The organism is Paenibacillus sp. LS1, from assembly GCF_026013365.1.
Classification (GTDB): Bacteria; Bacillota; Bacilli; order Paenibacillales; family Paenibacillaceae; genus Paenibacillus.
This window is the reverse complement of sequence record NZ_JAPDOE010000003.1, coordinates 98788-123456: the sequence shown is the minus strand read 5'-3', so window position 1 is coordinate 123456 and position 24669 is coordinate 98788. Positions and strand designations below refer to the sequence as shown.

At 47.1% G+C, this 24669-nt stretch carries 25 protein-coding genes; 12 read left to right on the top strand and 13 right to left on the bottom strand.

Annotation, left to right across the window (positions count from 1 at the left end; genetic code table 11):
* Nucleotides 1–22 precede the first annotated feature (22 nt).
* Entirely contained in the window at nucleotides 23–703 is a 681-nt protein-coding gene (locus OM416_RS15940; protein WP_062836702.1) for a DUF4956 domain-containing protein, read from the bottom strand.
* Complete coding sequence (locus OM416_RS15935; protein WP_264930981.1) at nucleotides 696–1514, bottom strand: polyphosphate polymerase domain-containing protein; 819 nt, start codon at nucleotides 1512–1514, stop codon at nucleotides 696–698. The genes OM416_RS15940 and OM416_RS15935 overlap by 8 nt, the downstream gene beginning before the upstream one ends.
* 253 nt (nucleotides 1515–1767) lie before the next feature.
* Between OM416_RS15935 and OM416_RS15930 the strand changes: the two genes are divergently transcribed.
* The 3 genes from OM416_RS15930 (at nucleotide 1768) to OM416_RS15920 (ending at nucleotide 4220) form a co-directional block, all read left to right on the top strand.
* Complete coding sequence (locus OM416_RS15930) at nucleotides 1768–2445, top strand: response regulator transcription factor (RefSeq protein ID WP_036612327.1); 678 nt, start codon at nucleotides 1768–1770, stop codon at nucleotides 2443–2445.
* Nucleotides 2445–3794: a sensor histidine kinase gene (locus OM416_RS15925; protein ID WP_264930978.1), complete on the top strand. Its 1350-nt coding sequence runs from the start codon at nucleotides 2445–2447 to the stop codon at nucleotides 3792–3794. The genes OM416_RS15930 and OM416_RS15925 overlap by 1 nt, the downstream gene beginning before the upstream one ends.
* 171 nt (nucleotides 3795–3965) lie before the next feature.
* Nucleotides 3966–4220 (top strand): hypothetical protein, encoded by a 255-nt coding sequence (locus OM416_RS15920; RefSeq protein WP_124116914.1) that lies wholly within the window; start codon nucleotides 3966–3968, stop codon nucleotides 4218–4220.
* Between the two features lie 732 nt (nucleotides 4221–4952).
* Here the strand turns inward: OM416_RS15920 and OM416_RS15915 are convergent.
* Nucleotides 4953–5720 (bottom strand): SDR family NAD(P)-dependent oxidoreductase, encoded by a 768-nt coding sequence (locus tag OM416_RS15915; RefSeq protein WP_076332059.1) that lies wholly within the window; start codon nucleotides 5718–5720, stop codon nucleotides 4953–4955.
* Between the two features lie 195 nt (nucleotides 5721–5915).
* Between OM416_RS15915 and OM416_RS15910 the strand changes: the two genes are divergently transcribed.
* Entirely contained in the window at nucleotides 5916–6554 is a 639-nt protein-coding gene (locus tag OM416_RS15910) for a TetR/AcrR family transcriptional regulator (protein ID WP_264930975.1), read from the top strand.
* Between the two features lie 9 nt (nucleotides 6555–6563).
* Here the strand turns inward: OM416_RS15910 and cobA are convergent, their stop codons facing one another.
* The 4 genes from cobA to nirB are packed head-to-tail and all read right to left on the bottom strand — an operon-like array spanning nucleotide 6564 to nucleotide 11025.
* Nucleotides 6564–7334 (bottom strand): uroporphyrinogen-III C-methyltransferase, encoded by a 771-nt coding sequence (cobA, locus tag OM416_RS15905; protein ID WP_264930974.1) that lies wholly within the window; start codon nucleotides 7332–7334, stop codon nucleotides 6564–6566.
* The gene (locus tag OM416_RS15900; protein WP_264930973.1) at nucleotides 7331–8212 is read right to left on the bottom strand and encodes a formate/nitrite transporter family protein; all 882 of its coding nucleotides are present in this window, start codon (nucleotides 8210–8212) and stop codon (nucleotides 7331–7333) included. Before OM416_RS15900 ends, cobA begins: the two co-directional genes overlap by 4 nt.
* A gap of 37 nt (nucleotides 8213–8249) precedes the next feature.
* Nucleotides 8250–8567 carry a nitrite reductase small subunit NirD gene (gene nirD / locus OM416_RS15895; RefSeq protein WP_264930971.1) on the bottom strand — a complete coding sequence of 106 codons (318 nt, stop codon included), beginning with the start codon at nucleotides 8565–8567 and terminating at the stop codon, nucleotides 8250–8252.
* Between the two features lie 16 nt (nucleotides 8568–8583).
* Nucleotides 8584–11025, bottom strand: a complete 2442-nt coding sequence (gene nirB / locus OM416_RS15890; RefSeq protein WP_264930969.1) for a nitrite reductase large subunit NirB — start codon at nucleotides 11023–11025, stop codon at nucleotides 8584–8586.
* 590 nt (nucleotides 11026–11615) lie between these two features.
* Between nirB and OM416_RS15885 the strand changes: the two genes are divergently transcribed.
* Together OM416_RS15885 and OM416_RS15880 are read left to right on the top strand one after the other, a co-directional pair.
* Nucleotides 11616–12209: an ANTAR domain-containing response regulator gene (locus OM416_RS15885; RefSeq protein WP_264930967.1), complete on the top strand. Its 594-nt coding sequence runs from the start codon at nucleotides 11616–11618 to the stop codon at nucleotides 12207–12209.
* Between the two features lie 18 nt (nucleotides 12210–12227).
* The gene (locus tag OM416_RS15880) at nucleotides 12228–13304 is read left to right on the top strand and encodes an anthranilate phosphoribosyltransferase (RefSeq protein WP_264930965.1); all 1077 of its coding nucleotides are present in this window, start codon (nucleotides 12228–12230) and stop codon (nucleotides 13302–13304) included.
* A gap of 36 nt (nucleotides 13305–13340) precedes the next feature.
* On the opposite strand, the gene OM416_RS15875 is transcribed toward OM416_RS15880, so the two are convergent.
* Nucleotides 13341–13853 (bottom strand): acyl-CoA thioesterase, encoded by a 513-nt coding sequence (locus OM416_RS15875; RefSeq protein WP_026081401.1) that lies wholly within the window; start codon nucleotides 13851–13853, stop codon nucleotides 13341–13343.
* A gap of 205 nt (nucleotides 13854–14058) precedes the next feature.
* Nucleotides 14059–14682 carry an acetate uptake transporter gene (locus OM416_RS15870; protein ID WP_036671640.1) on the bottom strand — a complete coding sequence of 208 codons (624 nt, stop codon included), beginning with the start codon at nucleotides 14680–14682 and terminating at the stop codon, nucleotides 14059–14061.
* 434 nt (nucleotides 14683–15116) lie between these two features.
* Here OM416_RS15870 and OM416_RS15865 point away from each other — a divergent pair, with 434 nt between their 5' ends.
* Nucleotides 15117–15293: an aspartyl-phosphate phosphatase Spo0E family protein gene (locus OM416_RS15865; protein ID WP_062836713.1), complete on the top strand. Its 177-nt coding sequence runs from the start codon at nucleotides 15117–15119 to the stop codon at nucleotides 15291–15293.
* A 172-nt stretch (nucleotides 15294–15465) separates the two neighbouring features.
* Here OM416_RS15865 and OM416_RS15860 read toward each other — a convergent pair whose 3' ends face one another.
* Entirely contained in the window at nucleotides 15466–16395 is a 930-nt protein-coding gene (locus OM416_RS15860; protein ID WP_062836714.1) for a response regulator, read from the bottom strand.
* Nucleotides 16396–16642: 247 nt separating this feature from the next.
* On the opposite strand from OM416_RS15860, the gene OM416_RS15855 reads away from it, so the two are divergent.
* Entirely contained in the window at nucleotides 16643–18079 is a 1437-nt protein-coding gene (locus OM416_RS15855; protein WP_264930959.1) for an alanine/glycine:cation symporter family protein, read from the top strand.
* Nucleotides 18080–18235: 156 nt separating this feature from the next.
* Here OM416_RS15855 and OM416_RS31820 read toward each other — a convergent pair whose 3' ends face one another.
* Nucleotides 18236–19075 (bottom strand): methyl-accepting chemotaxis protein, encoded by an 840-nt coding sequence (locus OM416_RS31820; RefSeq protein ID WP_319951914.1) that lies wholly within the window; start codon nucleotides 19073–19075, stop codon nucleotides 18236–18238.
* A gap of 282 nt (nucleotides 19076–19357) precedes the next feature.
* Here OM416_RS31820 and OM416_RS15845 point away from each other — a divergent pair, with 282 nt between their 5' ends.
* Nucleotides 19358–20050, top strand: coding sequence for a Crp/Fnr family transcriptional regulator (locus tag OM416_RS15845; RefSeq protein WP_264930958.1), 693 nt, complete (start codon nucleotides 19358–19360; stop codon nucleotides 20048–20050).
* 81 nt (nucleotides 20051–20131) lie between these two features.
* On the opposite strand, the gene pepT is transcribed toward OM416_RS15845, so the two are convergent.
* On the bottom strand, nucleotides 20132–21370 hold the full coding sequence (gene pepT, locus OM416_RS15840; protein WP_264930955.1) for a peptidase T: 1239 nt from the start codon (nucleotides 21368–21370) through the stop codon (nucleotides 20132–20134).
* 488 nt (nucleotides 21371–21858) lie between these two features.
* Between pepT and OM416_RS15835 the strand changes: the two genes are divergently transcribed.
* Together OM416_RS15835 and OM416_RS15830 are read left to right on the top strand one after the other, a co-directional pair.
* Complete coding sequence (locus OM416_RS15835; RefSeq protein WP_264930953.1) at nucleotides 21859–22053, top strand: tautomerase family protein; 195 nt, start codon at nucleotides 21859–21861, stop codon at nucleotides 22051–22053.
* A 44-nt stretch (nucleotides 22054–22097) separates the two neighbouring features.
* A complete protein-coding gene (locus tag OM416_RS15830) occupies nucleotides 22098–23132 on the top strand; it encodes an NADH:flavin oxidoreductase/NADH oxidase (RefSeq protein WP_264930951.1) in 1035 nt (344 codons plus the stop codon).
* A gap of 256 nt (nucleotides 23133–23388) precedes the next feature.
* Here OM416_RS15830 and OM416_RS15825 read toward each other — a convergent pair whose 3' ends face one another.
* A complete protein-coding gene (locus OM416_RS15825; RefSeq protein WP_264930949.1) occupies nucleotides 23389–24156 on the bottom strand; it encodes a class I SAM-dependent methyltransferase in 768 nt (255 codons plus the stop codon).
* Between the two features lie 227 nt (nucleotides 24157–24383).
* Between OM416_RS15825 and OM416_RS15820 the strand changes: the two genes are divergently transcribed.
* Nucleotides 24384–24629: a hypothetical protein gene (locus OM416_RS15820; RefSeq protein WP_413775796.1), complete on the top strand. Its 246-nt coding sequence runs from the start codon at nucleotides 24384–24386 to the stop codon at nucleotides 24627–24629.
* The last annotated feature ends 40 nt before the right edge of the window (nucleotides 24630–24669 follow it).

The window sequence follows — 24669 nt, the reverse complement described above, 5'->3', positions numbered from 1 at the left end:
ATCGTTCCCTTCGAATTAAAAATTAATATTCCGTTGTTGGACTCATGGTTAACGAGATATCCAGGTTGCCGTTCCGTGTGCGGATCGCATCGAGGAATTCCTTTTGGCTAACACTTTCGTGAATGGTTACACTGTAGACCAGCTCATACAGGCTGCCGAGTTCGGTGGTTCTGATTTTTTTCAGATCAAAAGGTACGTTGAATTTATGGAACACTTCATTAAGGGCTTCTTCATAGCTCAAGTTTTCAGGGATGGTGACTTTCAGCGTTTTCAGCTGACTTTTCTTGCCGCCGAAGTTGAAGCGACTCAGAACAAACATCAGTACACACAGGATAATGGTGAACAGCACCGCGTATCCAAAAGCACCTACACCGCAGGCAAGACCGGAAGCCATCGTGAACAATACGTAAGCAATGTCTTTTGGATCACCAGGGGCACTGCGGAATCGGATGATCGAGAAGGCACCTGCCAAGCTGAAAGCTCGTGCGATGTTGCTGCCGATGAGCAGGATGATGATGGCAACTATGACGGGCAGGACGACCATCGTTAACGTGAAGCTTTGGGAGTATGTGCTTTGGTTAGTCTTCATGTAGGTAAGGCTGATGACCAATCCCAGAATGATGGCAAGACCAATGGTGATGACTGCGTTGTTAAACGTCAGGTTGGTATCGGTTAGGGCTGAGCTGAACAGTGAATCAAGCATATAGGACACTCTCTCTTTCTATAATCGTTTTATCTTGTTCTATGGATGGGTTGAAATCGGTACCTGGCACAAGAATGCGTTCCGTCTGGTAATTCAGGTTCGTTGTTCTCGCGAGATGTCTGTACTCATTGCCGTATTTGGAGAATCCGGTACGGTAGAGACCATGCTCACAGAGCAGTTGCGACAGCCACAGCGGAACGGTTTTCTCGGCTTTCACTTCCATCAGCCATCGACCATCCTTCACCAGCGGTTCACCGTAATCTCCCTGTTCCAGCTTTAGATCGTATCTGCGGCTGCGAATGTTGGTGTCAAAGGTAATGCGGAGATCCCGGCTGTTCTTGTCGAAGAGCGCCTTGCGTTCATACGCCAGATACACTTTTGGTTCAAGATCGTATAATCTAAGGAAATATTTGATCTCTTCGACAACTTGTTTATTCATGTAATCCGCCAGCTCCGGCGCCTGTCCCGAACGAACGAATTCGTAGGCTTCATCCAGCTTCAAGGCGGTTCTGCGCTTGTTCACCAGGCCGAATACTTTCTTTTTGATCTCCAGATACACTTTGGCATTCTCTTCAGGTATTCCATAAGCCCGCAGTCTCAGCTTCTCCTTGTATTTCGGTTTGGAGAGACTGGCGCGAATCAGTGAATCCTGCGGAGTGTCGAAGTACAGGTTGCTGATGGAGTAATACTCATGTTTCTTGTTGTAGGCATCCAGCTCCATGTATTTCAGCAGATCATTATAGAAGTGTGCGTACTGCTCATCCGTCAGAAGGTACTTGCTCTCATATCGGTTGAATACTTCAATAGCCATGTGGGACTCAGTCCTTTCGTTGATGGGTTGTATGTTTTGTTGCATCGTGTATTGCTTCCATGTCTGTATCTTAGAGCCCCAACCTTGAATGAATCTTAAATGGTTTTACATTGCGTTAACATTTTTTTACTTCCTATAATAGTTCGCACGCACAAAATGAATTAAGATTGATTCAAGGTTTAATTGGTAGAATAGGTGATATCATAAAGAGTTTAATGAAGACGAATAATTCAAGCAGAGGAATGAATAGAGCATGAGAATATTAATTGCGGAAGATGAGGTTCATTTGGCAGAGGCTGTATCGCAGATTTTGAAAAAAAACAACTACTCCGTGGATATGGTCCACGACGGCAGATCAGGATTGGATTATGCGCAGAGCGGCATCTACGACCTGTTACTACTCGACATCATGATGCCGGAGATGGACGGGATCACCGTCCTGAAGAAACTTCGCAGTGAAGGCAATCATACGCCTGTCATTCTGCTTACTGCGAAAGGTGAACTATCGGACAAAGTCACAGGCCTCGATTATGGCGCCGATGATTATATCGCCAAGCCCTTCGCCACGGAGGAATTGCTGGCACGGATTCGAGCAGCCTTACGACGGAAGGGAGAAGTGGTTCCCGAGGATGGACTGAAATTTGGCGACATTGAGCTGAATACAACCCAGTTGAAGCTAAGCGTTCAAGGTAAGGAGATCAAGCTAAATCTGAAGGAGAATGAACTGCTGGAGCTGTTGATTGCCCGCAAACAGGCGATTACCTCCAAAGAGCAGATTATTGAGAAGTTATGGGGATTTGATTCGGAAGTGGAGTATAACAATGTGGAAGTGTACATCTCGTTTTTGCGCAAAAAATTAACCTTCCTGAACTCTGCCGTCCGCATTAACACAATTCGGGGTGTGGGATATGTACTTGAGGTGACGTCCTGATGTTCAAGAAACTTCGAAATCGGTTCCTGATCGTGAATCTGGTGTCCATCTCCATTATGATGTTGGTGGCATTTGCGACGATCTATACGATTACGTACCAGAATGTGCAACGTGAGACCAGCATGGAGCTGTACAAGGTTTCTGATTTCTACCACAGTCCTTATAATTCATCCAAGATGCCGCGTGGGGAAGATGGGGGGATGGGGACAGGCTCTGGTTCAGGTTCAAGTTCAAGTACAGGTTCAGAGTCGCTGCCCTCCGATGCCATGGGTGGTAATAATGGAGGACCGGGAGGGGATCCCAACTCACCACCGGCACGTTCCGTTTCGTTTATGATCAAGACGGATGACCAGTGGAAGATTACGGATACGCATTCCCGATTCGATATGGAAGATACGTTCTACACCGAGGCGTTGCAAAAGGTTGACCAGAATAAAGTTGGTGATTCAGAACGGCAGACGGGGCAATTTGCGCTAGATGGAACGGACTGGGCCTATGTGGTTGACCCGAGCGGTGATGGGCATATGATCGTATTCATTGATGTGACGGCGCAACAAGGTATTCTTACGAATTTGATCTATACCTTTGCAGTTGTCGGATTAGTTATGCTGATTGTGATCTACTTCTTGAGCCGTTATTTTGCCAATCGCTCCATTGCGCCAGTCAGAGAAGCGTTTGAGAAGCAAAAACAATTCATCGGAGATGCTTCTCATGAGCTGAAGACACCTCTGGCGATCATTAATACGAATGCCGACGTACTTCTGGCCAATCAGGAGGATACGATAGCGAACCAGGCGAAGTGGCTTCACTATATCAAGTCGGAAACCGAGCGCATGACGGGACTTACGAATGATCTGCTCTATCTGACACAGATGGACGACTCACGCTCTACGATGATTCATGCGAAGTTTAATATGAGTGATGCGGTAGAGAGTATTATTTTGCCGATGGAGGCCGTTATATTTGAGAAAAACATCTCCCTCGATTACAACATTGAGCCGAATCTTACGGTTCATGGGAACAGTGAACAGATCAAACAGGTCATTCTGATTCTGCTGGATAATGCTGTGAAGTATTCCGGTCCCAAAGGGTCCGTAAACGTTACGCTCCAAAGACAGAATAATGATGTTATGCTGGCGGTGTCCAATACAGGTGACGGCATTGCGCCGGAACATCTGGATCGGATCTTCGATCGATTCTATCGTACCGATTCTTCAAGAGCCCGCAAACATGGTGGGCATGGTCTGGGCCTCGCGATTGCTCGTTCCATCGTGGATCAGCACAAAGGAGAGGTGTATGCTCGAAGCGTGGTCGGAGAGGGCGCTACATTTTACGTGCGGTTGTCTTAGGGGTGGAGTGATACGCTGGCTCAACACTAACCTTCGCTACCGCTCTATAATCGCTCGTCAGGCATAAGTTCTGCCTGTAATGGGTTAACCTATGCTACAATGGCAACAGTATGTATGAATCAAGGAGATGAACTGAACGTGGCAGAAGCAAACGCAATTAATGAACAAGAAATGATGCAATATATTGCAGATAAAACGAAGGCAAGCCAGGCGAATATCGCTCTTGTGCTGAAGCATGAGCAAGCGTACATCAACAAGGCGCATGAGAATGCCAAAGGCAACGATGTTGATATTGATGGCGATGATCTGGCGGACTACATCCTTAGTCGCAAAGATGTGAAGCTGGATGAGTTGACCGTGGAAAGCATCCTGGATGCTGAGATGGACTACTTGATGGACAAGGGTCACGCAGGGTACGTAGATTAAGTTCGGCGTGGACCTGGAGCATGGACTGTGGCGTGAGGTTTAATGAGCTTCGTATCGATGATCGGCGGCTGAGTTGCATGGTTATCGGTGTGGGATGATGTTCAGTCCTGCGACCAAGCATTTCTGTGGTCCGGGCAAAATCTAACGAACTTGATACGCGCTATTCGGGTATTTCTCGCTCGGTTGAGAATTTAACGAATCTGAGAAGCGTTATTCTCTGAATATTAGGACTTTTCGGTGCAATTGCAACATTTCTGCGGAATTAGCGTGTCTGAGATTCGTTAGTTAGGGAAATAAGCTCTATTAGCCGATATAAGGTGCCCTAGGTTCGTTAGAGTAACCACAAGGTGCAACGAGACGTTAAATGGCTGTTACAAAAGTGAAATCTCATAGATGCAGCCTAATACATGGCAAGTGTTGTACTGTAAAAAAGACCTCAACTCCACAATACTGTGGTGTTGAGGCCTTTTTTAGATTGTAGCGATCATGCATCCCTTTGGGAACACCTGTCGGTATAACTTATCTAAGGATAGAAATTGAGTTCTATCGTACTGGGCCACTATATTGGATCACTTTGTCGGTTCGCGCTATGGGTACGGCTCTAAGAGTGCCGACCTATCGGACAACCTCATCGCATCACTCATCTGTTTGCCCTACATTTCATCCCTATTGGGCATCGCTGTAAGGTAAGATATTTAGGTCATCCCTATCAATCCTACAGTTTACAGCTTCTTATTGACCCATCATACCGCCATCTACGGTGTAGAGGGAAGCTGTTACATAGGATGCTTCTTCGGACAACAGGAAGTTCATCACGGCAGCGACTTCTTCTGGTTCACCGTAACGGCCCATTGGAATGGCAGATACCGTAGCAGACTGGTAATCTTCCACGTTACCGGAGTTTGCTTCGATCTGACGCATCATACGGGTATTAATTGTGCCTGGCAATACAGCGTTAACCCGGATATTGTAAGGTGCCAGTTCATTCGCAGCGGTACGTGTGAGACCAACCACGGCATGTTTGGACATAATATATGGAGATACGGCAGGTGCGCCCATCAGACCCGCAAGGGAAGAGGTGTTTAGAATCGCACCGGATTTTTGTTTTTTCATCACTGGAATGACATTTTGCAGACCCAGGAATACCCCGCGAATGTTGACGTTATAGACCGTATCCAGTGCTTCAACACTCAGGTCTTCGATCAGTCCTGTTGGACCTTCAATCCCGGCGTTGTTGGCAAAATAATCGATTCGGCCAAATGCATCCAGTGCTTTTTGCACATAGTTTTTCACGTCTGCTTCCTGAGATACGTTCGCTTTTACGGCAATTACGTGCTCTTTGTCGAGGTTCAGATCCGTGATCGTCTGCTGGATGGCTTCTTCATTCAAGTCGACCAGTACCAGATTGATTTTACGCTCGGCGAGGCGGCGTGCCAATTCTTTACCAATGCCTCCGGCTGCTCCTGTAATAACGGCTGTATGTGTATACGATGTACTCATGATATACTCGCTCCTTATTCATTATTGGCAGGTATTTCTTAAAAAAAGTTTTAACCTGTCGTCTATCTTTCCTGTCTCAATGTTAAGATATACATAGCTATGTGACAATAATCATTGACAGCGCATATGTCAGCTATCGGACAGTGATGTAAGCGGTGTTCATTTAGTTTACAATAATGAACAAAGGAGGCGAAAATGTTGATCATTGAACATCCTCAGGACCGGAGAGCACGAAGAACGCAGGATGCCATCATCGCTGCGGCGGTTTCTTTGATATTGGAGAAGGGTGCAGACGCTTTAACCATTCGGGATATTACGGAGCGGGCGGATTACAACCGCGGAACCTTCTATTTACATTTTCCCGGCAAACCGGAGTTGTTGCAGTTCATTCTGGATGATTTCATGCAGGGAGTGGGGCAAGCTTACGCAGAACCGTATGCACAGCTCAAAGAAGTGGATATGACTGCATTGCTGCCATCCACGATGCCTGTATTTGAATATATTGAGGCCCATCAGGATATTTTCCGTGCATTAATGACGATGCATTCCGATATGGGTTCCCGACTATGCAATATGTTTAGAACGTACTTAACCGAGGATTTTGTATTGGTGACCGAAGATAGTGAGCAAACCATTAATTACGACATCATGTTAAGTTATCTGGTATCTGCTACGGTGGGAGTGATTATGCATTGGGCGGAGATTGGATTCAAGTATTCTGCGCATTATATGGGAGAACAGCTTACAGCGCTTATTAACATCAAACCGACCCGTCTGCTGATTGAACCAGGGCAGAAGGGTCGGACTATTCATGAACGTATGCTGTTGGATTAGTGTACCGGATTATCCGGTCATGGAGGCGTTCGCGGCCTGTTGCATCTGAAGCAACTGTTCGCGGATCAGGACCGACTCTCCGACCATAATTAAAGCGGGATTATTCACTTGATGCGACTTGGCGAGGGAGTGGAGTTCGGCTAATGTGCCGGTAATAATACGTTCCTCCGAAGTGGTTCCCCGTTCGATTAAAGCTGCGGGTGTACTTCCACTTTTGCCATGGTGAAGCAATTCATGTTGAATCTGGGGCAGTTGGCTAATACCCATGTAGATGACCAGCGTATCTACACTATGGGCGAGCAAGTCCCAGCGGACCGAAGATACACTTCCGTCGCTGCCGGTTCCCGTGACACATGCGAAGGAAGAAGCAATCCCGCGATGAGTTAACGGAATAAGGGAGGAAGCGGATGTCCCTACAGCCGAAGTGATGCCGGGAATGATTTCAAATGCAATCCCTGCTTCCGCCAGCACAAGCGCTTCTTCACCACCACGGCCAAAGATGAACGGATCGCCACCCTTGAGTCTTACGACTTGTTTGCCTTCTGCTGCATGCGCAGCAAGCATCCGTCCAATCATCTCCTGACTCATGGAGTGAAGGCCTGGTGCCTTTCCGCAGTAGATGCGGAGTGCTCCTTCATGAGTCTCAGCGAGCAATTGATCATTCACAAGCCGATCATACATAATGACATCTGCGGACTGAATGCGTTTCAGAGCTTTTACCGTAATCAGATCCGGATCTCCAGGGCCAGCGCCAACAATACTAACCAGGCCCCGGCTCATGATCGTGTCCCCAACTTGGGTGCAACATCGGAACTTGCCAATCCTGAACGGCCACCCGGAATCGTTGCCAGTTTGGACGAGAGCTTCACTGGGTTTCCCCAGTGGTGGGCAGCATACAGACCGAAGCCTGTAAATACAGCTCCGCCAATGAGGTTACCTACCAACACCGGAATCTGATTCCACAGCCACCAGTCAGCGATACTAACCTGTGCACCGAGCATCATACCTGCCGGGATGACGAACATGTTCACCACAGCATGTTCAAAACCTTGGGCGAAGAATATCGTAATGGGCAACCACATCGCTACGATTTTACCCAGTGTAGAAGTGGAGGTCATCGCCATCACTGCCCCGAGTGTGACCATCCAGTTACATAAAATGGCCTTGATAATGACCAGAACAATACCTGCTCCGCCCAGATGCTGATACCCCAATGTTTTGGCTTCACTGGTCTGGATCAGCGTTTGAATTAGAGGGTTGCTCATATCCGTACCCATCTTCGTGATGATCAGGCCGTATAAGAGAGCATAGAATGCACATCCGAGCAGATGACCGATGATCACCCAGAAATAATTTCGAAGCATATCCATCCATGTGATTCTGCGTTTCATCACTGCGAGTGGAAGCATCGCAAAGCTTCCTGTCACCAATTCAAGACCCAGCAGAATAATAATGACGAATCCCGCCGGGAATATCAGTGCACCTGCCAAACCAACGGAAGTTTGAGATACAGCGGTATATGCCAGTGTAGTTGCAAAGGCGAGAATAGCCCCTGCCAGAAAACTGCGGATCAACATCTGTACCCGGTTCATTCTGGCTTTGCTCTCACCAGCTTCGACCATCGATTGCAGCACTTCTGCAGGTTTAACAAAATCCATAGCGCACGCCTCCTTGATGTCAGGGTATCTCTAGCCTTTAACCCGCAATTGTGATGTAGATTTCTCCGCTACTGCCGTCCACTTCGGTTTTGTAGGTATTCAAGCAGCCTTCATCTGGCTCGTGTACCCTACCGTTACGCAGATCAATCTTCCAATCATGCAAAGGACAATGAACCGCTGTCCCGCATACCATACCTTCCGACAGCTTGCCGCCCTTGTGAGGGCAGCGATTCTCGACGGCGTGCAGACTTCCGTCGCTCAGCTTGAAGACTGCAATTTCGGTATCCTGTACCAGGAAGGTCCGTGCTCCCTTTTCATCAATATCCGCTAGGTGTCCAATCCGGAATTTGTTCATCGCTGTTCCTCCTCTTCTAGTGGGTTACCGGCTCGGCACCGGACAGTGGGGTGAAGTTTTTGCGCAATTTCTCATCTTCAATGATTTCTTTCCAAGGATCAACCGTATGACCCAGTGTAACTTCCAGACGTTCAACCAGAGCGAGACGTACATCCCGATCGGCCAATGCTTCCTTAACATGATCCAGACCTACCCGTTCAATCCATGCCGCTGTTCTCTCATTCCATTTTGCGTTCTCTCTATAATATTGCAGGTAAGAATAAGTCCACTCTTCCACTTCGGCATCGGTCTTCACCGTACAGAGTAGCTCGGCTGCACGGACCTTGACTCCGGCGTTACCGCCAACATGAATCTCCCAAGCACCATCGATTGCGACAACACCCAGATCCTTGATAGTCGCTTCAGCACAGTTCCGCGGACATCCAGAGACAGCGAGTTTCACTTTGGCCGGAGCCACCATCTTGTCGAGTTTTTTCTCCAGACGAATACCCATCTCAATGGAATCTTGTGTGCCGAATCGGCAGAACGTATTACCTACACAAGTCTTCACCGTACGAAGCGCCTTGCCATAACCGAAACCGGAAGGCATATCGAGTTCCTCCCAGATCTTCGGCAGGTTCTCCTTCTGTACACCAAGCAGATCGAGTCGTTGTCCACCCGTGAATTTCACTAATGGCACATCGTATTTCTCCGCGACAGTCGCAATCTTGATCAATTCCGCCGGGGAAGTGACACCACCATAGATCCGTGGAATAACGGAATAGGTACCGTCCTTCTGGATGTTGGCGTGATAACGTTCATTGGTGAATTTGGATACACGCTCGTCTGTGTATTCAGCCGGCCAGATCATGCCGAGATAATAATTGAGGGAAGGACGACACTTGGAGCAGCCTTCCGGTTCATTCCACCCAAGAACATTCATAACTTCTTTAACGTTTTTAAGTCCCATTTCCTTGATCTGTGCAACGATTTCATCCCGATCATAGGATGTGCAGCCACAGATGCCTTCTTTGGTCTGTTCGCCTACATTATCACCTGCGTAATACGTGAGCAGGTTTTCGATAATCGGTTTGCATCCACCGCAAGAAGCGGAAGCTTTGGTACAGGACTTGATTGCACCGAGCGTATTACAGCCTTTGTTCAGTACAGCATCTCCAATGGAAGATTTGGTAACACCGTTACAACCGCAGACGATCTCGTCATCTGGCATACTTGCCATGCGCTCTGCGACAGATGGACCTGAGCCTGAACCACCGGAAGGCACACCGAGCAAAATTTCTTTCTCACGACCGCTGATGTTCTCACCACTCTTAATGAGGGAAAATAGAGAAGCGCCGTCTGTGGTATCTCCGAACAATACAGCTCCAATCAGCTGTCCGTCTTTGATCACCATCTTTTTGTAAACACCATCAACATCATCCTGAATACGAATGCTGCGAGTGTCCGCAGCGTCTTTGAATTGTCCGGCAGAGAATACGTCCACACCAGATACTTTTAGCTTGGTAGAAGTGACTGAACCTTCATATCCCTCGGTTGCAGCTCCAGCGAGACTTTTCGCGAGCACCATACCTTGTTCATATAATGGAGCAACCAGTCCGTAGGCAATACCGCGGTGTTCTGCACATTCACCGACAGCAGAGATACCAGGAATACTGGTATGCATATAATCATCTACAATGACACCTCGATTCACATCGAGGCCGGTATTACGAGCCAGTTCAATCTGAGGACGAATCCCGACAGCCATGACAACCAGATCTGCTTCAAGTACCGTTTGATCGGTAAAACGAATGGCTTTCACCCGCTGTTTCCCTGTGATTTCTTCGGTATGTTTGTTCAAAAGGAACTTCATGCCCTGCTCTTCAAGCTCCCGCTGGAGCATCAGGCCTGCCGGGAGATCCAGATTCCGGTCCATCAGATGTCCGTTAATATGAATGACAGTGACGTCCATGCCCAGATTGAGCAGCCCCCGCGCTGCTTCCAGTCCAAGCAATCCGCCCCCAATGACGGCAGCTTTGCGATACTTTTGCGATGCTTGCATCATGGTCTCGCAGTCTTTAATATCACGGAAGCCGATAACGCCTTCCTTATTCGCACCGGGAAGTGGGAGGATGAACGCCTGTGAACCCGTTGCCATAATCAGCTCATCATAGGATGCACGTACACCATTCTGAGATACAACTTCCTTGCGCTCGGCATCGATCTGAACGACCGGGTCACCCGGATACACCCGAATGCCGTTATCTTCGTACCAGCTCCACTCATTGATTACGATATCTTCGATGGATGTTCCGCCAGCCAGTACAGAGGATAGCATGATCCGGTTGTAGTTGGGATGCGGCTCTGCGCCAAAGACTGTAATTTCATAAGCATGCGGAGCAAGCTTAAGGATATGTTCAATTGTGCGGATTCCCGCCATGCCATTACCGACCAGCACCAGTTTTTTCGTTGTACTCATTATGATTAGCCCCCTTAGGTCCATTCTGCAAACTGCCTCAAAACCTTGTCTCTAAAATCGAAAAAGCCTGTTATGCCTCGGAGGACTGCGCATATACATACGCATCCCTTGCTCCGAGATTGCAAAACAGGCTTCATTGCCGTTTCAACCAGCTACGCCGTTGTAACTGTGATCGATTCAAATATGGAGTTGTTATGGCTTAACTATAAAAGATCCATCCACTCATGTCAATATAGTTAACATAAAAAAGTATTTGAAATTTAAAGTTAATTATGTTTACATGAGTTTATTGGAATATCGAATGGACGACGAAGTTTTACGAGTATATCTTCATATGAATGAAGGATTTAGATGAAGTTGGCATACCAGATACGATAAACACTGTAGAAAAGGTGCCACGTATGGTGCTTTGTCCTTCTTTATTGCAGGATGATGAGACATGAAAAGATGATTTGAAATTTAAAATCAAGACGCGAAATCGTTACAATCTTCTTTTTGTTAGGTAATATAACACATTTATTGCTTTCATGTATTAACGCCTTAAATGTTATGGACTCTGACTATACGTAATAGGGAGGGATTGATCCATCATGCGATCTTTATTGGTCATCCGAGTACAACCAATTATAGCTACCTCATCCGATGCAATCCCTCTGACACCGGAGAGGCTGCTGGGAGCAAACGGGTACCATGTGCAGGTGGCAGGTAGTGAAACGGAAGCGCTGAAGTTGGCTCGTGAGGCGGAAGCATCCATTCTGCACCTATCCCTGACTGATGTGGAATACTGGGGGAACTGCCTGGGAAAGGGGAAATCGGATACCCCGCTGCTCTGGTGGTGCGCGCCAGATACAGCCTCTTCCTCCGCAGAATCCTGCGAGGTCGAAACCTCACTTGATGGAATACTTACCCCATCCATGACCGGGCCCGAGATCCACTGGACTCTTCACTTTGCAGCCAGGCGCTATATGGAACGCAAACAGTGGGAGCAGGAACGGAAGCAGTTGCAATCCAGGCTGGAGGATCGGAAGTGGATTGATATGGCGAAAGCTATCCTTAGTGATCTGAAGCAGATCTCCGAGGCCGAGGCCTATGACCTATTACGCAAGAAAGCGATGGATGAACGCAAACGGATGGTCGATGTAGCCACAGCGATTGTGAAGGCCCATCAACTGCTCCAGTCTTAATCGGAAGGAGGATTCTCCATGGATATGTCTCAGATACTCCGAGAGGTCGGACGTGGGAAACGAGGCTCGCGTGATCTGAATTATACAGAAGCACTGACCGTAGCAGAGAAAATCCTGAAACAGGAGGTTTCCCCTGCCCAGACAGCTGCGTTTCTAATGGCTGAACGAATGAAAATGGAAAACGTCGAGGAACTGGAAGCCTTTGTTCATGCTTGCCGTAACAGTGCGGAACGTTTCTCGGTATTTCAGGACGGATTGGACTGCGCTGGTCCCTATGACGGACGTACAAAGTCGTTCATGGCTACGTTTCCGGTTGCATTTGTACTCGCGGCGGCCGGGTTGCCGGTGACTTTACACGGGAGTGATCCTTTACCACCCAAGTGGGGAGTTACGCTGCCGGTTCTGTTAAAGGAAGCGGGAATTGATACACGTAAAATGGATCGGGAAGATGCCCGGGGTGCTGCAGTGCGTTCCGGTGTCATGTATGTATCCTCCGAAGAATGGTGCGAGCCTCTTCGCAAGCTTCGTCCGTTACGGGAAGAGCTGGGTTTCCGCACGGTATTTAATACGGCAGAGAAACTCATTGATTATAATCATTCACCGTATCTGGTGTTCGGTGTGTTTCATAATACTTTTCTGGATCGGATCGCGAAGCTGCTCACCCGGTTTAACTATCGCCGTGCTTATGTGGTACAGGGAATGGAAGGGTCTGAGGATCTGTATATTGATCGGCCAACCCGCGTATACGCCGTGGAAGATGGCGATATGAAGTTGGAGCTGGTTGATCCTGCAGCCTATGAGTTGGATATGCCTGTGCCGGAACTGGTCTGGACGGCTGCGAAGCAGCTTGAAGTGGCGGAAAGTGTGTTAAGCGGCGATGGTCATATTGCTTTTGTGAATCAGGTATTGTTAAATGGGGGGTTCCGCTTGTACGCAGCGGGGCGTGTTAATTCCATCGAAGAGGGCATATACACTTGTCAGGGGTTGCTGGAGAGTGGTTCAGCGTATCGCATCTATCAGCAATGGTGTGTCTCCATGGGTGGCGAACTGCCGGATAGCAGAGCAGTATCCATCTATCCGGCATCGTCCAGATAACCTTTTATACAACATTGTGATTATTTTAGCGTGTTCTTATTCCCAAGGATAAGTAACGGTTAGGAAGTCAGCAAATTTCTTGCTCTCTTCCCGCCGTTGTTTCCGCATGGCCGCCCGATCCGGAGCGGTCTCGTATAGTTTCTTCTCTTCTTCCGTCTCCGGGATAATGCGGGGTACGATCAGTTTGCGATTATTTTCATCCAGAGCCACAAAGGTCAGAAATGCGGTCGCCGCAATTTTCTTCTCTCCGGTCTTCAGATCCTCGCGAATCACCTTCACAAAAATCTCCATGGAACTTCGTCCTGTCCAGGACGCGAACGATTCAAGTGTAACCGAATCCGTCGGGTTAATAGGGTACAAGAAGTCGACCGAGTCGGTTGAAGCCGTTACGGTATTGACCCGGCATAACTTGGAGGCGGCGATGGATGCAATATCATCGATGTAGGACATCAGTTTGCCGCCGAACAGGGTATTATGATTATTGACATCGGTTGGGAACACCCGTGCCGTCTTGAAACAACGCGTTTCGCGTACGTACTTTTTCTCCACCTGATCCATCTCCGTAGGTTTCGGTATCTCTCTCATGCTTTTTCCTCCTTACAGTATGGCTGCTGTGACATTTAACGTGTTGCAGGGTCTATTTATGATCTATTATCCCTAGTATAGGTGTCGGTCAGATACATATTCAAATGAAGTCAGAGTGCAAAAAAACCGCCAGGCGCGGACCGGCGCGCGGGCGGTTTACTGCTGTATATTAAGCCTTGGGTTTGAAGATGCCGGACGGTTTGCCGATCGGCAAGAACGCATAACCGAAGTGAGCGTTCAGTACCGAAGCGCCTGTACCATACAGGGACACAATTCCGATTGCCAGTTCAGCATATGCTGCAATGGTGTGGAAAATGTGAGGAGCTACGCCGAAAGCGTCAAAGGTCAAACCAAGGAACAGGAAGTCGATCAGAATGAAGATGATAAGCAATACTTTATTCGCTTCAATAGCACCGATTGTCATGAACAGGGTAAATACCAGGTATCCGGCAAAAGCAAATCCGAGCTGCTTGCCATCGGCCTGTTCAGCAAGCGTGGAACCGAATACGCCCATTTTGATCATCCAGTTGGCAGCCATAGCGAACCAGAAGAATGCGTACGCACCGAAAGCTGTTGTACCAAAGGTATTGTTGCGTTTGGAATCTTGAATGCATGCGAATAACTGGGCAAATGCGCCAAGGAAGATCGCCCAAGGAATAGCGTAGCTAAGTCCTTCTGTAATGCCAAGCTTCTGGGATGAAGCAACCAGGGTTACAATCGCCAACCCAAATAATCCCATTGCGCTGGGATCGGCATTAACAATTTTGACTTTAGTCTGTGAATCGGTCTGCATGGTGATGATAAGCCTCCAATAATATCAAATCAGGATCCATGGCCGTCGTTGGCCGTCCTCTAAATTACATCATTTGTATCCGCCGGGTCCGGACACACACATCGCCCTATTGTACCTGAATGGTCCCGTTATGGAAAGGGATTTTATTACCTTTTGAGTCAATAGACTTTTTGCGTTTTCAATATACACAATAACGACACAATCCGTTCTGGCTGTGATTGATGAGCTCCAACGAGAGAATCCACCCCTTGGTTACCCACTAAAATAGCGTTAAATCAGTCATTTTCGGATGAGCTCTTGTGTGATAGAATAATCTTTATCAAAATTTGGAGAAGAATACAAAACATCCTTGTCCCCTATGCCATATGTTAATCCACCTATAGATTGACAGAAAAAACTAAAATGGTTCACAGAATAAGGAGGTATCAGGGGTCATGGTTATGAGTTTGGATTTGAAAAATAAAATAGAAAAGGCCAGACATAACCTTCATATGCTGGTAGAGCATAACAAGGGTGGTCTTGGACATCCCGATGTGATTCGGCAGTCTATGGCATTGGACGAATTAATTAATGAGTATAACCGAATTAGCCGAAACCATTCACGGTCCTGAGCCCGAATGGATATTAATTTTATATACGGAACGAAGAAATAGATCGTAGCGTTTGATCATACAGACGGGCATGAATATCGCCGAAATGGACAGCCTCAGTTAAGAAGGAAGTGCCATCCGGCGTAATATTCATGCCTGTTTGTTTTTGCGACGTCTCCATCATGCATCTCGCTTAATGCAGCAATCGTTTGGCTTCCAAATATAACACCTGTACGAACTTTTTCGTATTAATGCGTGTCTGGGACAAGGAAGGCTCCACGTTGTTTTGCAGCTCCAGCATTTTCTTGCGAATTTCGGTAAAGTCGAAAAATTTGGATGCATAGTTCTCGAACTTGGGATGTGTATAATCCGTTAACCCCAGTGAAACCACATGGCTGAGTGTCTGGAAAATGGCTCTGCGGACACGTTGTTCCGATGCCTTGATCTCCTTGTTAACCTCTGCCAGAGAGGCGTTCTCTCCCAGCTTGCGTACCGCTACGTTCTGAAAGATGTCTTTGAGGGATGGGAACGTATAGGGCGACAGCTTATGCTCATCTGTCTCTACCTGCTCTAGATATTCGAGCATGTCCAGCAGATCTCTGCTTCCGGCTTCGCCGATCATGCCCATCTCGGACAGCAGGAAATGTCCTGCTGTAGTAATCGTTTTGTCCGGAACCGGAGCCGCAGTGCGCTCGTTAGGATGCAAACCGGACAACCCCTGCAATGTCCGCTGAATATCTGCGATGGATTGCTGCATCCGTAACCTCTCGCCCACCAGCCGCAGAACAGACAGAATTTCCAACCGATTAATCGGCTTCGTAATGTAATATTCAATGCCTAGTGAATAGGCTTCGCCGATCATATTTTTCGACTCGATCTGGGAGATCATGACGATCTTGCCCTCGAACCTTCCTTCAAGTGCCCGCACAGTCTGAATCCCGTCCCGTTGTGGCATCAGCAGATCAATCAGCAGTACATCCACCTTATGCAATTCCAACAGTTCTGCGTGAATGTGTGCTCCGTCCTCAGCTTCCCCGGCAATATCGCCAAGTCCTTCATCCTCAATAATATCCATCAACATGGAACGAACGCCAGGATCATCATCCACGATAAAATAACGCAAATCAGTCATCTCCTTTCCCTCTTGCATAGAACCTGACATGTTAGGTTAAATGACAATGATTGGGCGATCAACGCCCATTTTTAAAATAATTGTAGAGATTGCATGTAGGTATTTGTCGATTTTCGTAGATGCGCTTGTAGTATAAGTAACATCCCAAAGTCTGGGGCTAGTGTTGTGCAGAATGGTACAAACTTTTCATGTGACCCATCTCTGTACTTGAAATACACCATATAAAAGGGGCATACCGATGGAGCAAACAATACAAGATATTGTCGTCATTTTCAATGATTTTCTATGGTCCAAAGTGTTAATTATACTATTGGTAGTATGTGGTATATACTTCACCACCAAGACCCGATTCATGCAATTCCGCATGATTGGAGATATGGTGAAGGTGCTTCGAGAGCCGAAAAGTAAGGAACCAGGCAAAATCTCACCATTTCAGGCATTCTGTATCAGTATGGCAGCCCGCGTAGGCACAGGCAATATTACCGGTATTGCACTAGCTATCGCACTGGGGGGACCTGGGGCTGTATTCTGGATGTGGGTTATTGCGATTATTGGTTCTGCCTCCAGTTTTGTGGAGAGCACGCTGGCTCAGATCTATAAAGTGAAGGATAAGGGCGGATTCCGTGGGGGTCCGGCGTATTATATGGAGCGTGGGCTGGGGAAACGCTGGATGGGGATTTTATTTGCCATTCTCATTACGCTTTCATTCGGTTTGGTATTTAATGCGGTGCAGTCCAACACCATTACCGTCGCATTCGAAAACTCATTCGGTACGGATCGGTTAACGGTGGGTATCATTATGGCCGTGGTATTTGCAGGAATTATTATGGGCGGTGTCAAACGGATTGCAAAAGCATCGGAGTACATCGTCGTGGTGCTTGCCGTATTGTACATTGGGGTAGCGGCTTTTGTGGTGCTGGCTAACATTACCCAGCTTCCGGCCATGATTGCGTTAATCGTCAAAAATGCCTTCGGCATCGAGCAGGTGGCAGGCGGAACGTTGGGTGCTGCGCTGATGAACGGTGTGAAACGAGGATTGTTCTCCAATGAGGCGGGCATGGGTAGTGCCCCGAATGCCGCTGCTACAGCGGACACAACACATCCGGTGAAACAGGGACTTATTCAGGCGTTTGGTGTGCTGACAGATACGTTAGTTATATGTACAAGCACAGCCATGATTATTTTGCTATCCGGGGTGTACAAAGGTTCCAATCTGGGTGGCATTGAATTGACTCAGGCTGCTTTAAGTGTACATATTGGTCCATGGGCATCGGGATTCCTGGCGGTCATGGTGTTCCTGTTTGCCTTCAGTACGCTAATCGGAAATTATTACTATGGGGAAACCAATATTGAGTTTATCAAATCCAATAAAGTTTGGCTGTGGGTATACCGTATTTGCGTTATCGCGATGGTGGTGTTCGGTGCGGTAGCTAAAGTACAGCTGGTATGGGATTTGGCGGACCTGTTCATGGGGCTCATGGTGGTGGTGAACCTGATTGCGATTCTGATGCTGTCCAAGGTGACGTTTGAAGCACTGAAAGACTACAAGAAACAGAAAGCCGAAGGACGTGACCCGATCTTTACGCGGGACCGCATTCATATTCCGGGTGAAGTGGAGTGCTGGGAGTCGGAAGAAGAAGTGATTGGGGACAAATCAGTACATGTAGCAAATTAAGTTTATAGGCGAATTTGGTTAATGATAACCAAACGGACATCATAAACAGGACTTGGATTGTCCATTATGGGCAACCCAAGTCCTGTTTAATACATATTAGATGTGTCACCGGAATAACCACCGATATGAATCGGCGATCTGGACACACGTTAAGTTTTAGCTTTTGATCGAATAGCTGATCAGTTGTTCAGACAAAGCTTTCATACGCTCGCCCGTGTCATTGAGCTTCTCGATGACATCTGTGAAGGAAGATACAAGCGTCGCTTGTTCTTGCGAAGAGGCTGCAATCTGGGAAACCTCAACTTCCATCTGTTTGATCACCTGTTGTACATCTCTCAGACTGGTATCGATATCACTTGTAGCTTGTTTGGCATCCACAGAGAGCTTGCGTACTTCAGATGCAACCACACCGAATCCGGCACCAGCTTCACCAACGCGCGCAGCTTCAATAGCGGCGTTAAGGCCAAGCAAGTTGGTTTGTTCGGAAATTTCGCGAATGAACCCGGCTACCTTGTTGATTTGAGAAGAGTTCTGAACAGCGAGTCGTGTGTTTTGCAGGATCTGCTCACTGGTCGCCTGCAATTCTTCGGCATGAGCAGCAACGTGTTGCACCATATCAACCAGATTACCATTGATGGCTTGGTTTTCTTGTATAATATCTTCAAGTTGATTCTGATTAGATTGGTCATAAGACACACAGAAAACGGCAACGACTTTTTGCTGATCATCAAAGATCGGAATGTTCAGCGTATCCAGCTCAATACCAAAAACCTCTTTGGAGAGAGTGGAGAGGGTAGCTTCTCTTCCGTTTTTCAAAACGGCAAAGTTTTGGAACGAATCCAAGAGAGGCATTCCCTTTTCAAAACCAAGATCAAATTTATCTGTCATAATGACATCTAATACTTTTTCATGATCATAAACAGTCAAACTGGCCGGTTCTCTAAGAATCTGACTGATATAAGGCAGTACTTTAAGCAGTGCATCTACAACGTTCATTGAATATGCTCATCCTTTCAATATCTGAATAAATTATTTTTACGATCTATGGAATGCTCTATCTTTCATCGGATGGAAATGGCTTTTCGTGAACGGTGTTTTGCATGAAAGAATGAACATTTTATGATTAAATTTTTAAATATTTTCCATGTGAAATGATTTATTGGATATAAGTGCTAGTTGTAACTATTTTTATATCAAGATATTTGTACGGATCTATATCAATAATGGGACATATGTCCTTTTGTGTACGTTATATATGGCAACGGAGGGGAAGTCGGAATGAAAGAAATCATGGACTTTGGGCGAATGCGTCAACTCGTACGTGAGAATGGGCTAGATCTGGTGCTGGACGAGTCTGCACTCGCTGAGTTACGGCTGCTGGAAGCTGCCAAGGGTGAGTTGATATGTGCCAAAGGCGAGCAGCCTGAGCGATTGTATTTTCTCGTACAGGGTAAGCTTAAGATCTATATCACCCTGCCTAACGGTAAGTCTCTTTTGCTTCGTTTCAGTACACCACTAGCGCTCGTGGGTGATCTGGAGCTGGTTAATGGCAAGGAGGCCAAGAATACGGTAGAATCTGTGAGCAAAAGCCTGCTGCTTGGTATCAGCTATCGCGCTCTCCAGAATACGTATGCAGAGAACCCTAAATTCCTCCACTTCATGCTCAGCCAAGTTACGCACAAATTGTACACCTTCTCCAACCTGTCGAGTCTGAATATGTTATATCCGGTAGAGAGCCGATTTGCCAGCTACCTGTTGTCCACCATGGATCAGGATGAGTCCTCTTCCGAAGAGATTCAGACCTCCAAGCTGACCGAGCTGGCGGATATGTTGGGGACCAGTTACAGACATCTGAACAGGGTCGTTCACGATCTGTGTGATCGAAATATTATTCGCAAAGTGCAGCGAAAGCTCGTGATCTGTGATCTGGAACAGTTGCGTTCCATCGCGGGAGGCAATATCTATGAGTGATATCTTTTAAAAGTAAAGACCACAAAGAGCACCCTCGGGAAAATACCAGAGGGTGCTCTTTTACACCGCGCGTCAAGCAGATTAAATATCTCCGTGCTGCTCAAACAATTGAGCGATCTCTACAATGACACGGGTTGCCTTCACCATATTGTCTACCGATACATACTCAAATTTGCCATGGTAGTTCTCACCACCAGTGAAGATGTTCGGCGTCGGCATGCCCATATAGGATAGCTGTGAACCGTCGGTTCCTCCTCGGATGGGGCGAATAACCGGTTCGATGTCCAGACGGGTCATGGCTTCATGGGCAATGTCGACGATCTGGCGTACCGGTTCGATTTTCTCACGCATGTTATAGTACTGGTCATTCAATTCAACGGTAATGCTTTTTTCTCCGTATTTAGTCTTCAGTTCATTCACGATATGGAGCAGATTCGTTTTGCGCTCTTCAAACTTCTCCCGGTCGAAATCACGAATGATGTAGCTCATCTTCGTTAACTCAACGTCACCCTCCAGAGACAACAGATGATAGAAACCATCATAACCGTCCGTGAATTCAGGAGCTTCCTCCACAGGCAGGCGTCGGTTCAATTCCATCGCAATTTTCAGAGAGTTCACCATTTTATCCTTCGCTGTTCCGGGATGCACATTGGTGCCTCGTACGGTAATTTTAGCGGCAGCTGCGTTAAAGCTCTCGTATTCCAGCTCACCAAGCGGTCCACCGTCGACGGTGTACGCATATTTGGCTCCAAAAGCAGCTACGTCGAATTTGTGTGGTCCACGGCCAATCTCTTCATCCGGGGTAAAAGCAACCCGAATCTTACCGTGTTTCACTTCCGGGTGCTCAATCAGATAGGCCATCGCCGTCATGATCTCGGCAATGCCTGCCTTATTGTCTGCACCAAGTAAGGTTGTACCATCGGTTGTGATCAGTGTATGGCCTTTATACTCGTGCAGTTCCGGGAAATCTTTGTTGGACAGCACAACATCCAGTTCCGAGTTCAGCACAATGTCAGCACCGTCATAGTTATCGATAACCTGCGGTTTAACATTTTTGCCTGTAAAGTCGGTCGCTGTATCGAGGTGAGCCAGGAAACCGATCACGGGAACATCTTTGTCGGTATTGGATGGCAGTGTAGCCATGACATAACCGTTATCATCCATAGTCACATCTTGCAGACCAATGGAGTTACATTCTTCAACGAGCAGTTTGCCCAAGGCCAGTTGGCCGGGTGTGGAAGGGCAGGTCTCGCTATTTTCATCGGATTGGGTATCCATCTGAACATAAGTACTCAGTCTTTGAATTAATATATCTTTCATCTATAATCTCTCCCTAGCTTGAGTAGTATATAAGTTGAGCTACTTGTTTTACACTGATCCACTACGAGGCCAGAATAACCTTCTGATCGCTGTTATCCCCAGATTTTTTGATCCACTTTTACAAAGGTGAAAATCTGAGGATAGCGTATGCTTTCGATGCAGCTTTCTTTCAGAAAACTTTTAGGCGAAGTGTATGCTTTCGAAGTAGCTTTCTTGCAGAAAGCTTTTAGCTCCGCTTCTACAGGTTATTTCTGCCCTCTCCGTTATCGTGTAACCGTTAGTCACAACTTATGTAAATTGGTTATAGTAATTATTGTACATCTCTATGGTTATCATATCATGTTTTGCAGTCATTTCCAGAATGGGGCAGAACCGAAATATAAGGATGACTAGGTATCAAAAAGGGTACCAAGGCACAAAAATGTACGTACTTGTGTTTCCATACGTCAGGTTCATAATAAATGATGAAGAAAGGATGTGTTCAAGACATGCCATTTATCACCGTTAAGGTACTGGAAGGCAAGACGACTGAGCAGAAACGTCAGTTGGTTGAACGTATGACCCAGGTAGCTTGTGAGACATTGGATGTTGATCCGAGCAAGGTCTTTATTTTCATTGAGGATCTGGAGAAGGACAACTACGGCAAGAATGGGAAACTGTTTTCGGATTTGGACAATAATTAAGGCTTCATATATATCATGATCAAGGAACAGGAGATGCAGTATAAATGACGGAGCAATTATTTTCACCCTATCAATTCAAAAGTTTGCAATTAAATAACCGTGTCGTGATGGCGCCGATGTGCCAATATTCCGTGACCGCGAAGGACGGCATTCCGAACGATTGGCATCAGGTTCACTATGTGAGCCGTGCGGTTGGAGGAACTGGGTTGATTGTAATCGAGATGACGGATGTCGATCCGGATGGACGCATTACCGATAACGACTTGGGGATATGGTCAGACGAGCATGTACCTGCCTTCACCAAACTTGTCGATGGAATTCATGCTTACGGCTCCAAAGTAGCTATTCAGATCGCACATGCGGGACGAAAAGCAGAGGATGCTCCGCAGCCTGTTGCCCCATCGGTGGTTACATTCCCAGGAGAAAAGTACAAGGAGCCTCGTGCGTTAAGTACAGAAGAGGTAGAAGCTATGGTGCAGAAGTTCGCAGACGGCGTTCGCCGCGCGGTACAAGCTGGCGTGGATGCCATTGAGTTGCACGGCGCACATGGATACCTCATTCACCAGTTCCACTCTCCGCTGATGAACCATCGCGAGGATGTGTATGGGCAGGATCTGTCCCGTTTCGGCGTTGAAGTTATTCGTGCAGTGAAAAAAGAAATGCCAGCAGATATGCCGCTGATTCTGCGAATTTCGGCTGTAGAATACGCAGATGGTGGATACGACATTGAGCATACGATTACTATCTCACGTGCCTACCAAAACGCAGGCGTGGACATGTTCCATATCAGCTCAGGCGGCGAAGGACCTTCCGGACAACGGAAACCGGGGAACTATCCGGGTTACCAGGTGCCATTTGCCCGTCGTTTCCGTGAAGAATTGAACGTTCCTGTAATCGCAGTGGGTATGCTGGAGGATGCAGCACTGGCTCAAGCAGTTATTGGCAACGGCGATGCGGATCTGGTTGCGGTTGGCAGAGGCATGTTACGTGATCCGTACTGGGCGAATCATGCGGCTCTGGAACTGGGCGTCAGCAAGGATAAAGCCGCCATTGCGGAGCAATATTCTCGTGGATACTAATTTGGACTAACAGTTACACTTACCACTCCGATGACAGAATAACCTTCCGATCTGAGGATACAGGCGAAGTGTATGCTTTCGATGTAGCTTTCTTGCAGAAAGCTTGTAGCGTCGCTTCTTCAAGTTATTTCTGTCCTCTTCGTTCTTGTGTTAATGTTAGTGCAAATTTTATATAGTAAAAAAGGCCACAGCATGGTTAAACCTCATGCTGTGGCCTTATCTTTGATGAGAAGCATGTAGACTAAATTATCGATGACTACGTTCTTCGAGTCGCTTCATAGACGAATTTTTGATTCGACTGTGTAGGTGGTTGATCCGGGTTAAAGTCTGCATATACTTTGATGTCGGAGAACCCAATGTGTTCGAGAATTAGACGTAGCTCTTCTACGCCGTACCAACGCAAGGTGAGTTGTTGCATCTCTGTAGCGACAAGAGCGCCCTGATGCCATTGTTCATAGCGGATCAGACTCACTTTGTATTGGTGTAGAAGGTTCACTTCAATGGTTTTTGCTTCTACTGTGATCGTATCGCCGTCAGGTAATGAAACGGTTGATGTTTCTACCGAAGAGGGCTGTGTCACATCGGGCAGAAACAGATCAAATACGAGCCTGCCTCCAGGTTCCAAATGTTGAAATAGATTACGCAATGCGTTAATGGATGCCTCTCTATCTTGAATGAGGAGCAAAGAACCTCCGGGAATGATAATTGCCTCGTATCGATATGGAAGGTCAAGCTTCTCCAGATCGGCAACGAACAGCTCAGGCATGGGTAATGCTCGATCCATACAACGAGAACGGCAAGAGTCAATCATATCCGTTGAATAATCAAGTCCATCCACCTTCAAGCCTGCTTCAAGCAAAGGAATGAGCACTCGGCCTGATCCCGACATGGCTTCAAGGATGCGTCCTTTGCAGCCCTGAAGATAACGGCGATAGAATTCAATGTCTCCTCCCAAGGAGTGTCCCACGGGTTTCGTTAGATCATAAACGGCGGTGCATAATGGACCGTAATAACTGAATGACATGGTATAGGTATCCCCCACATGTAAAAGTATTAAAATGAAAACGTGGAAGGGAAGTGAGCAGGATTATCCCTTCCGGCAACGGTTGGAATTGGATTTTTCAGAGCAGACTATCATAGGAATCACGCACCTTTTATGTAATATGTTCCAATTATAGGGTGGGGATAAAGCGGAGGTCAACTTCTATTCGGATAGTTATACGAAATGAAATGTGTAAGGAGGTGATACGAATGGATTCATCATCAAGTTCATCAAGTGCATTGCCGGATATCCGTGAGGAACTATTGCTTCATGCACCTGTAGAGAAGGTGTGGGAGATGGTCTCAACGGAGCAAGGACTGAAAAACTGGTTCATGCCAGGCAATCTGGAACCCGTGGAGGGTCACGACTTTATATTGGAAGCAGGCCCATTCGGTCAATCACCTTGTCAGGTGACGGAAGTTCTTCCGCTAGCGGTTGGGATGCGGATAAACTGACTGAATTTGGACAGGCTCACGCCATCGTACGCGAACGTAT

Bases quoted from the DNA above. Each gene is read 5' to 3' on its own strand.
- OM416_RS15940 (WP_062836702.1), bottom strand. From the start codon at position 703: ATGCTTGATTCACTGTTCAGCTCAGCCCTAACCGATACCAACCTGACG.
- OM416_RS15935 (WP_264930981.1), bottom strand. From the start codon at position 1,514: ATGGCTATTGAAGTATTCAACCGATATGAGAGCAAGTACCTTCTGACG.
- OM416_RS15930 (WP_036612327.1), top strand. From the start codon at position 1,768: ATGAGAATATTAATTGCGGAAGATGAGGTTCATTTGGCAGAGGCTGTA.
- OM416_RS15925 (WP_264930978.1), top strand. From the start codon at position 2,445: ATGTTCAAGAAACTTCGAAATCGGTTCCTGATCGTGAATCTGGTGTCC.
- OM416_RS15920 (WP_124116914.1), top strand. From the start codon at position 3,966: ATGATGCAATATATTGCAGATAAAACGAAGGCAAGCCAGGCGAATATC.
- OM416_RS15915 (WP_076332059.1), bottom strand. From the start codon at position 5,720: ATGAGTACATCGTATACACATACAGCCGTTATTACAGGAGCAGCCGGA.
- OM416_RS15910 (WP_264930975.1), top strand. From the start codon at position 5,916: ATGTTGATCATTGAACATCCTCAGGACCGGAGAGCACGAAGAACGCAG.
- cobA (WP_264930974.1), bottom strand. From the start codon at position 7,334: ATGAGCCGGGGCCTGGTTAGTATTGTTGGCGCTGGCCCTGGAGATCCG.
- OM416_RS15900 (WP_264930973.1), bottom strand. From the start codon at position 8,212: ATGGATTTTGTTAAACCTGCAGAAGTGCTGCAATCGATGGTCGAAGCT.
- nirD (WP_264930971.1), bottom strand. From the start codon at position 8,567: ATGAACAAATTCCGGATTGGACACCTAGCGGATATTGATGAAAAGGGA.
- nirB (WP_264930969.1), bottom strand. From the start codon at position 11,025: ATGAGTACAACGAAAAAACTGGTGCTGGTCGGTAATGGCATGGCGGGA.
- OM416_RS15885 (WP_264930967.1), top strand. From the start codon at position 11,616: ATGCGATCTTTATTGGTCATCCGAGTACAACCAATTATAGCTACCTCA.
- OM416_RS15880 (WP_264930965.1), top strand. From the start codon at position 12,228: ATGGATATGTCTCAGATACTCCGAGAGGTCGGACGTGGGAAACGAGGC.
- OM416_RS15870 (WP_036671640.1), bottom strand. From the start codon at position 14,682: ATGCAGACCGATTCACAGACTAAAGTCAAAATTGTTAATGCCGATCCC.
- OM416_RS15865 (WP_062836713.1), top strand. From the start codon at position 15,117: ATGGTTATGAGTTTGGATTTGAAAAATAAAATAGAAAAGGCCAGACAT.
- OM416_RS15855 (WP_264930959.1), top strand. From the start codon at position 16,643: ATGGAGCAAACAATACAAGATATTGTCGTCATTTTCAATGATTTTCTA.
- OM416_RS31820 (WP_319951914.1), bottom strand. From the start codon at position 19,075: ATGAACGTTGTAGATGCACTGCTTAAAGTACTGCCTTATATCAGTCAG.
- OM416_RS15845 (WP_264930958.1), top strand. From the start codon at position 19,358: ATGAAAGAAATCATGGACTTTGGGCGAATGCGTCAACTCGTACGTGAG.
- pepT (WP_264930955.1), bottom strand. From the start codon at position 21,370: ATGAAAGATATATTAATTCAAAGACTGAGTACTTATGTTCAGATGGAT.
- OM416_RS15835 (WP_264930953.1), top strand. From the start codon at position 21,859: ATGCCATTTATCACCGTTAAGGTACTGGAAGGCAAGACGACTGAGCAG.
- OM416_RS15830 (WP_264930951.1), top strand. From the start codon at position 22,098: ATGACGGAGCAATTATTTTCACCCTATCAATTCAAAAGTTTGCAATTA.
- OM416_RS15825 (WP_264930949.1), bottom strand. From the start codon at position 24,156: ATGTCATTCAGTTATTACGGTCCATTATGCACCGCCGTTTATGATCTA.
- OM416_RS15820 (WP_413775796.1), top strand. From the start codon at position 24,384: ATGGATTCATCATCAAGTTCATCAAGTGCATTGCCGGATATCCGTGAG.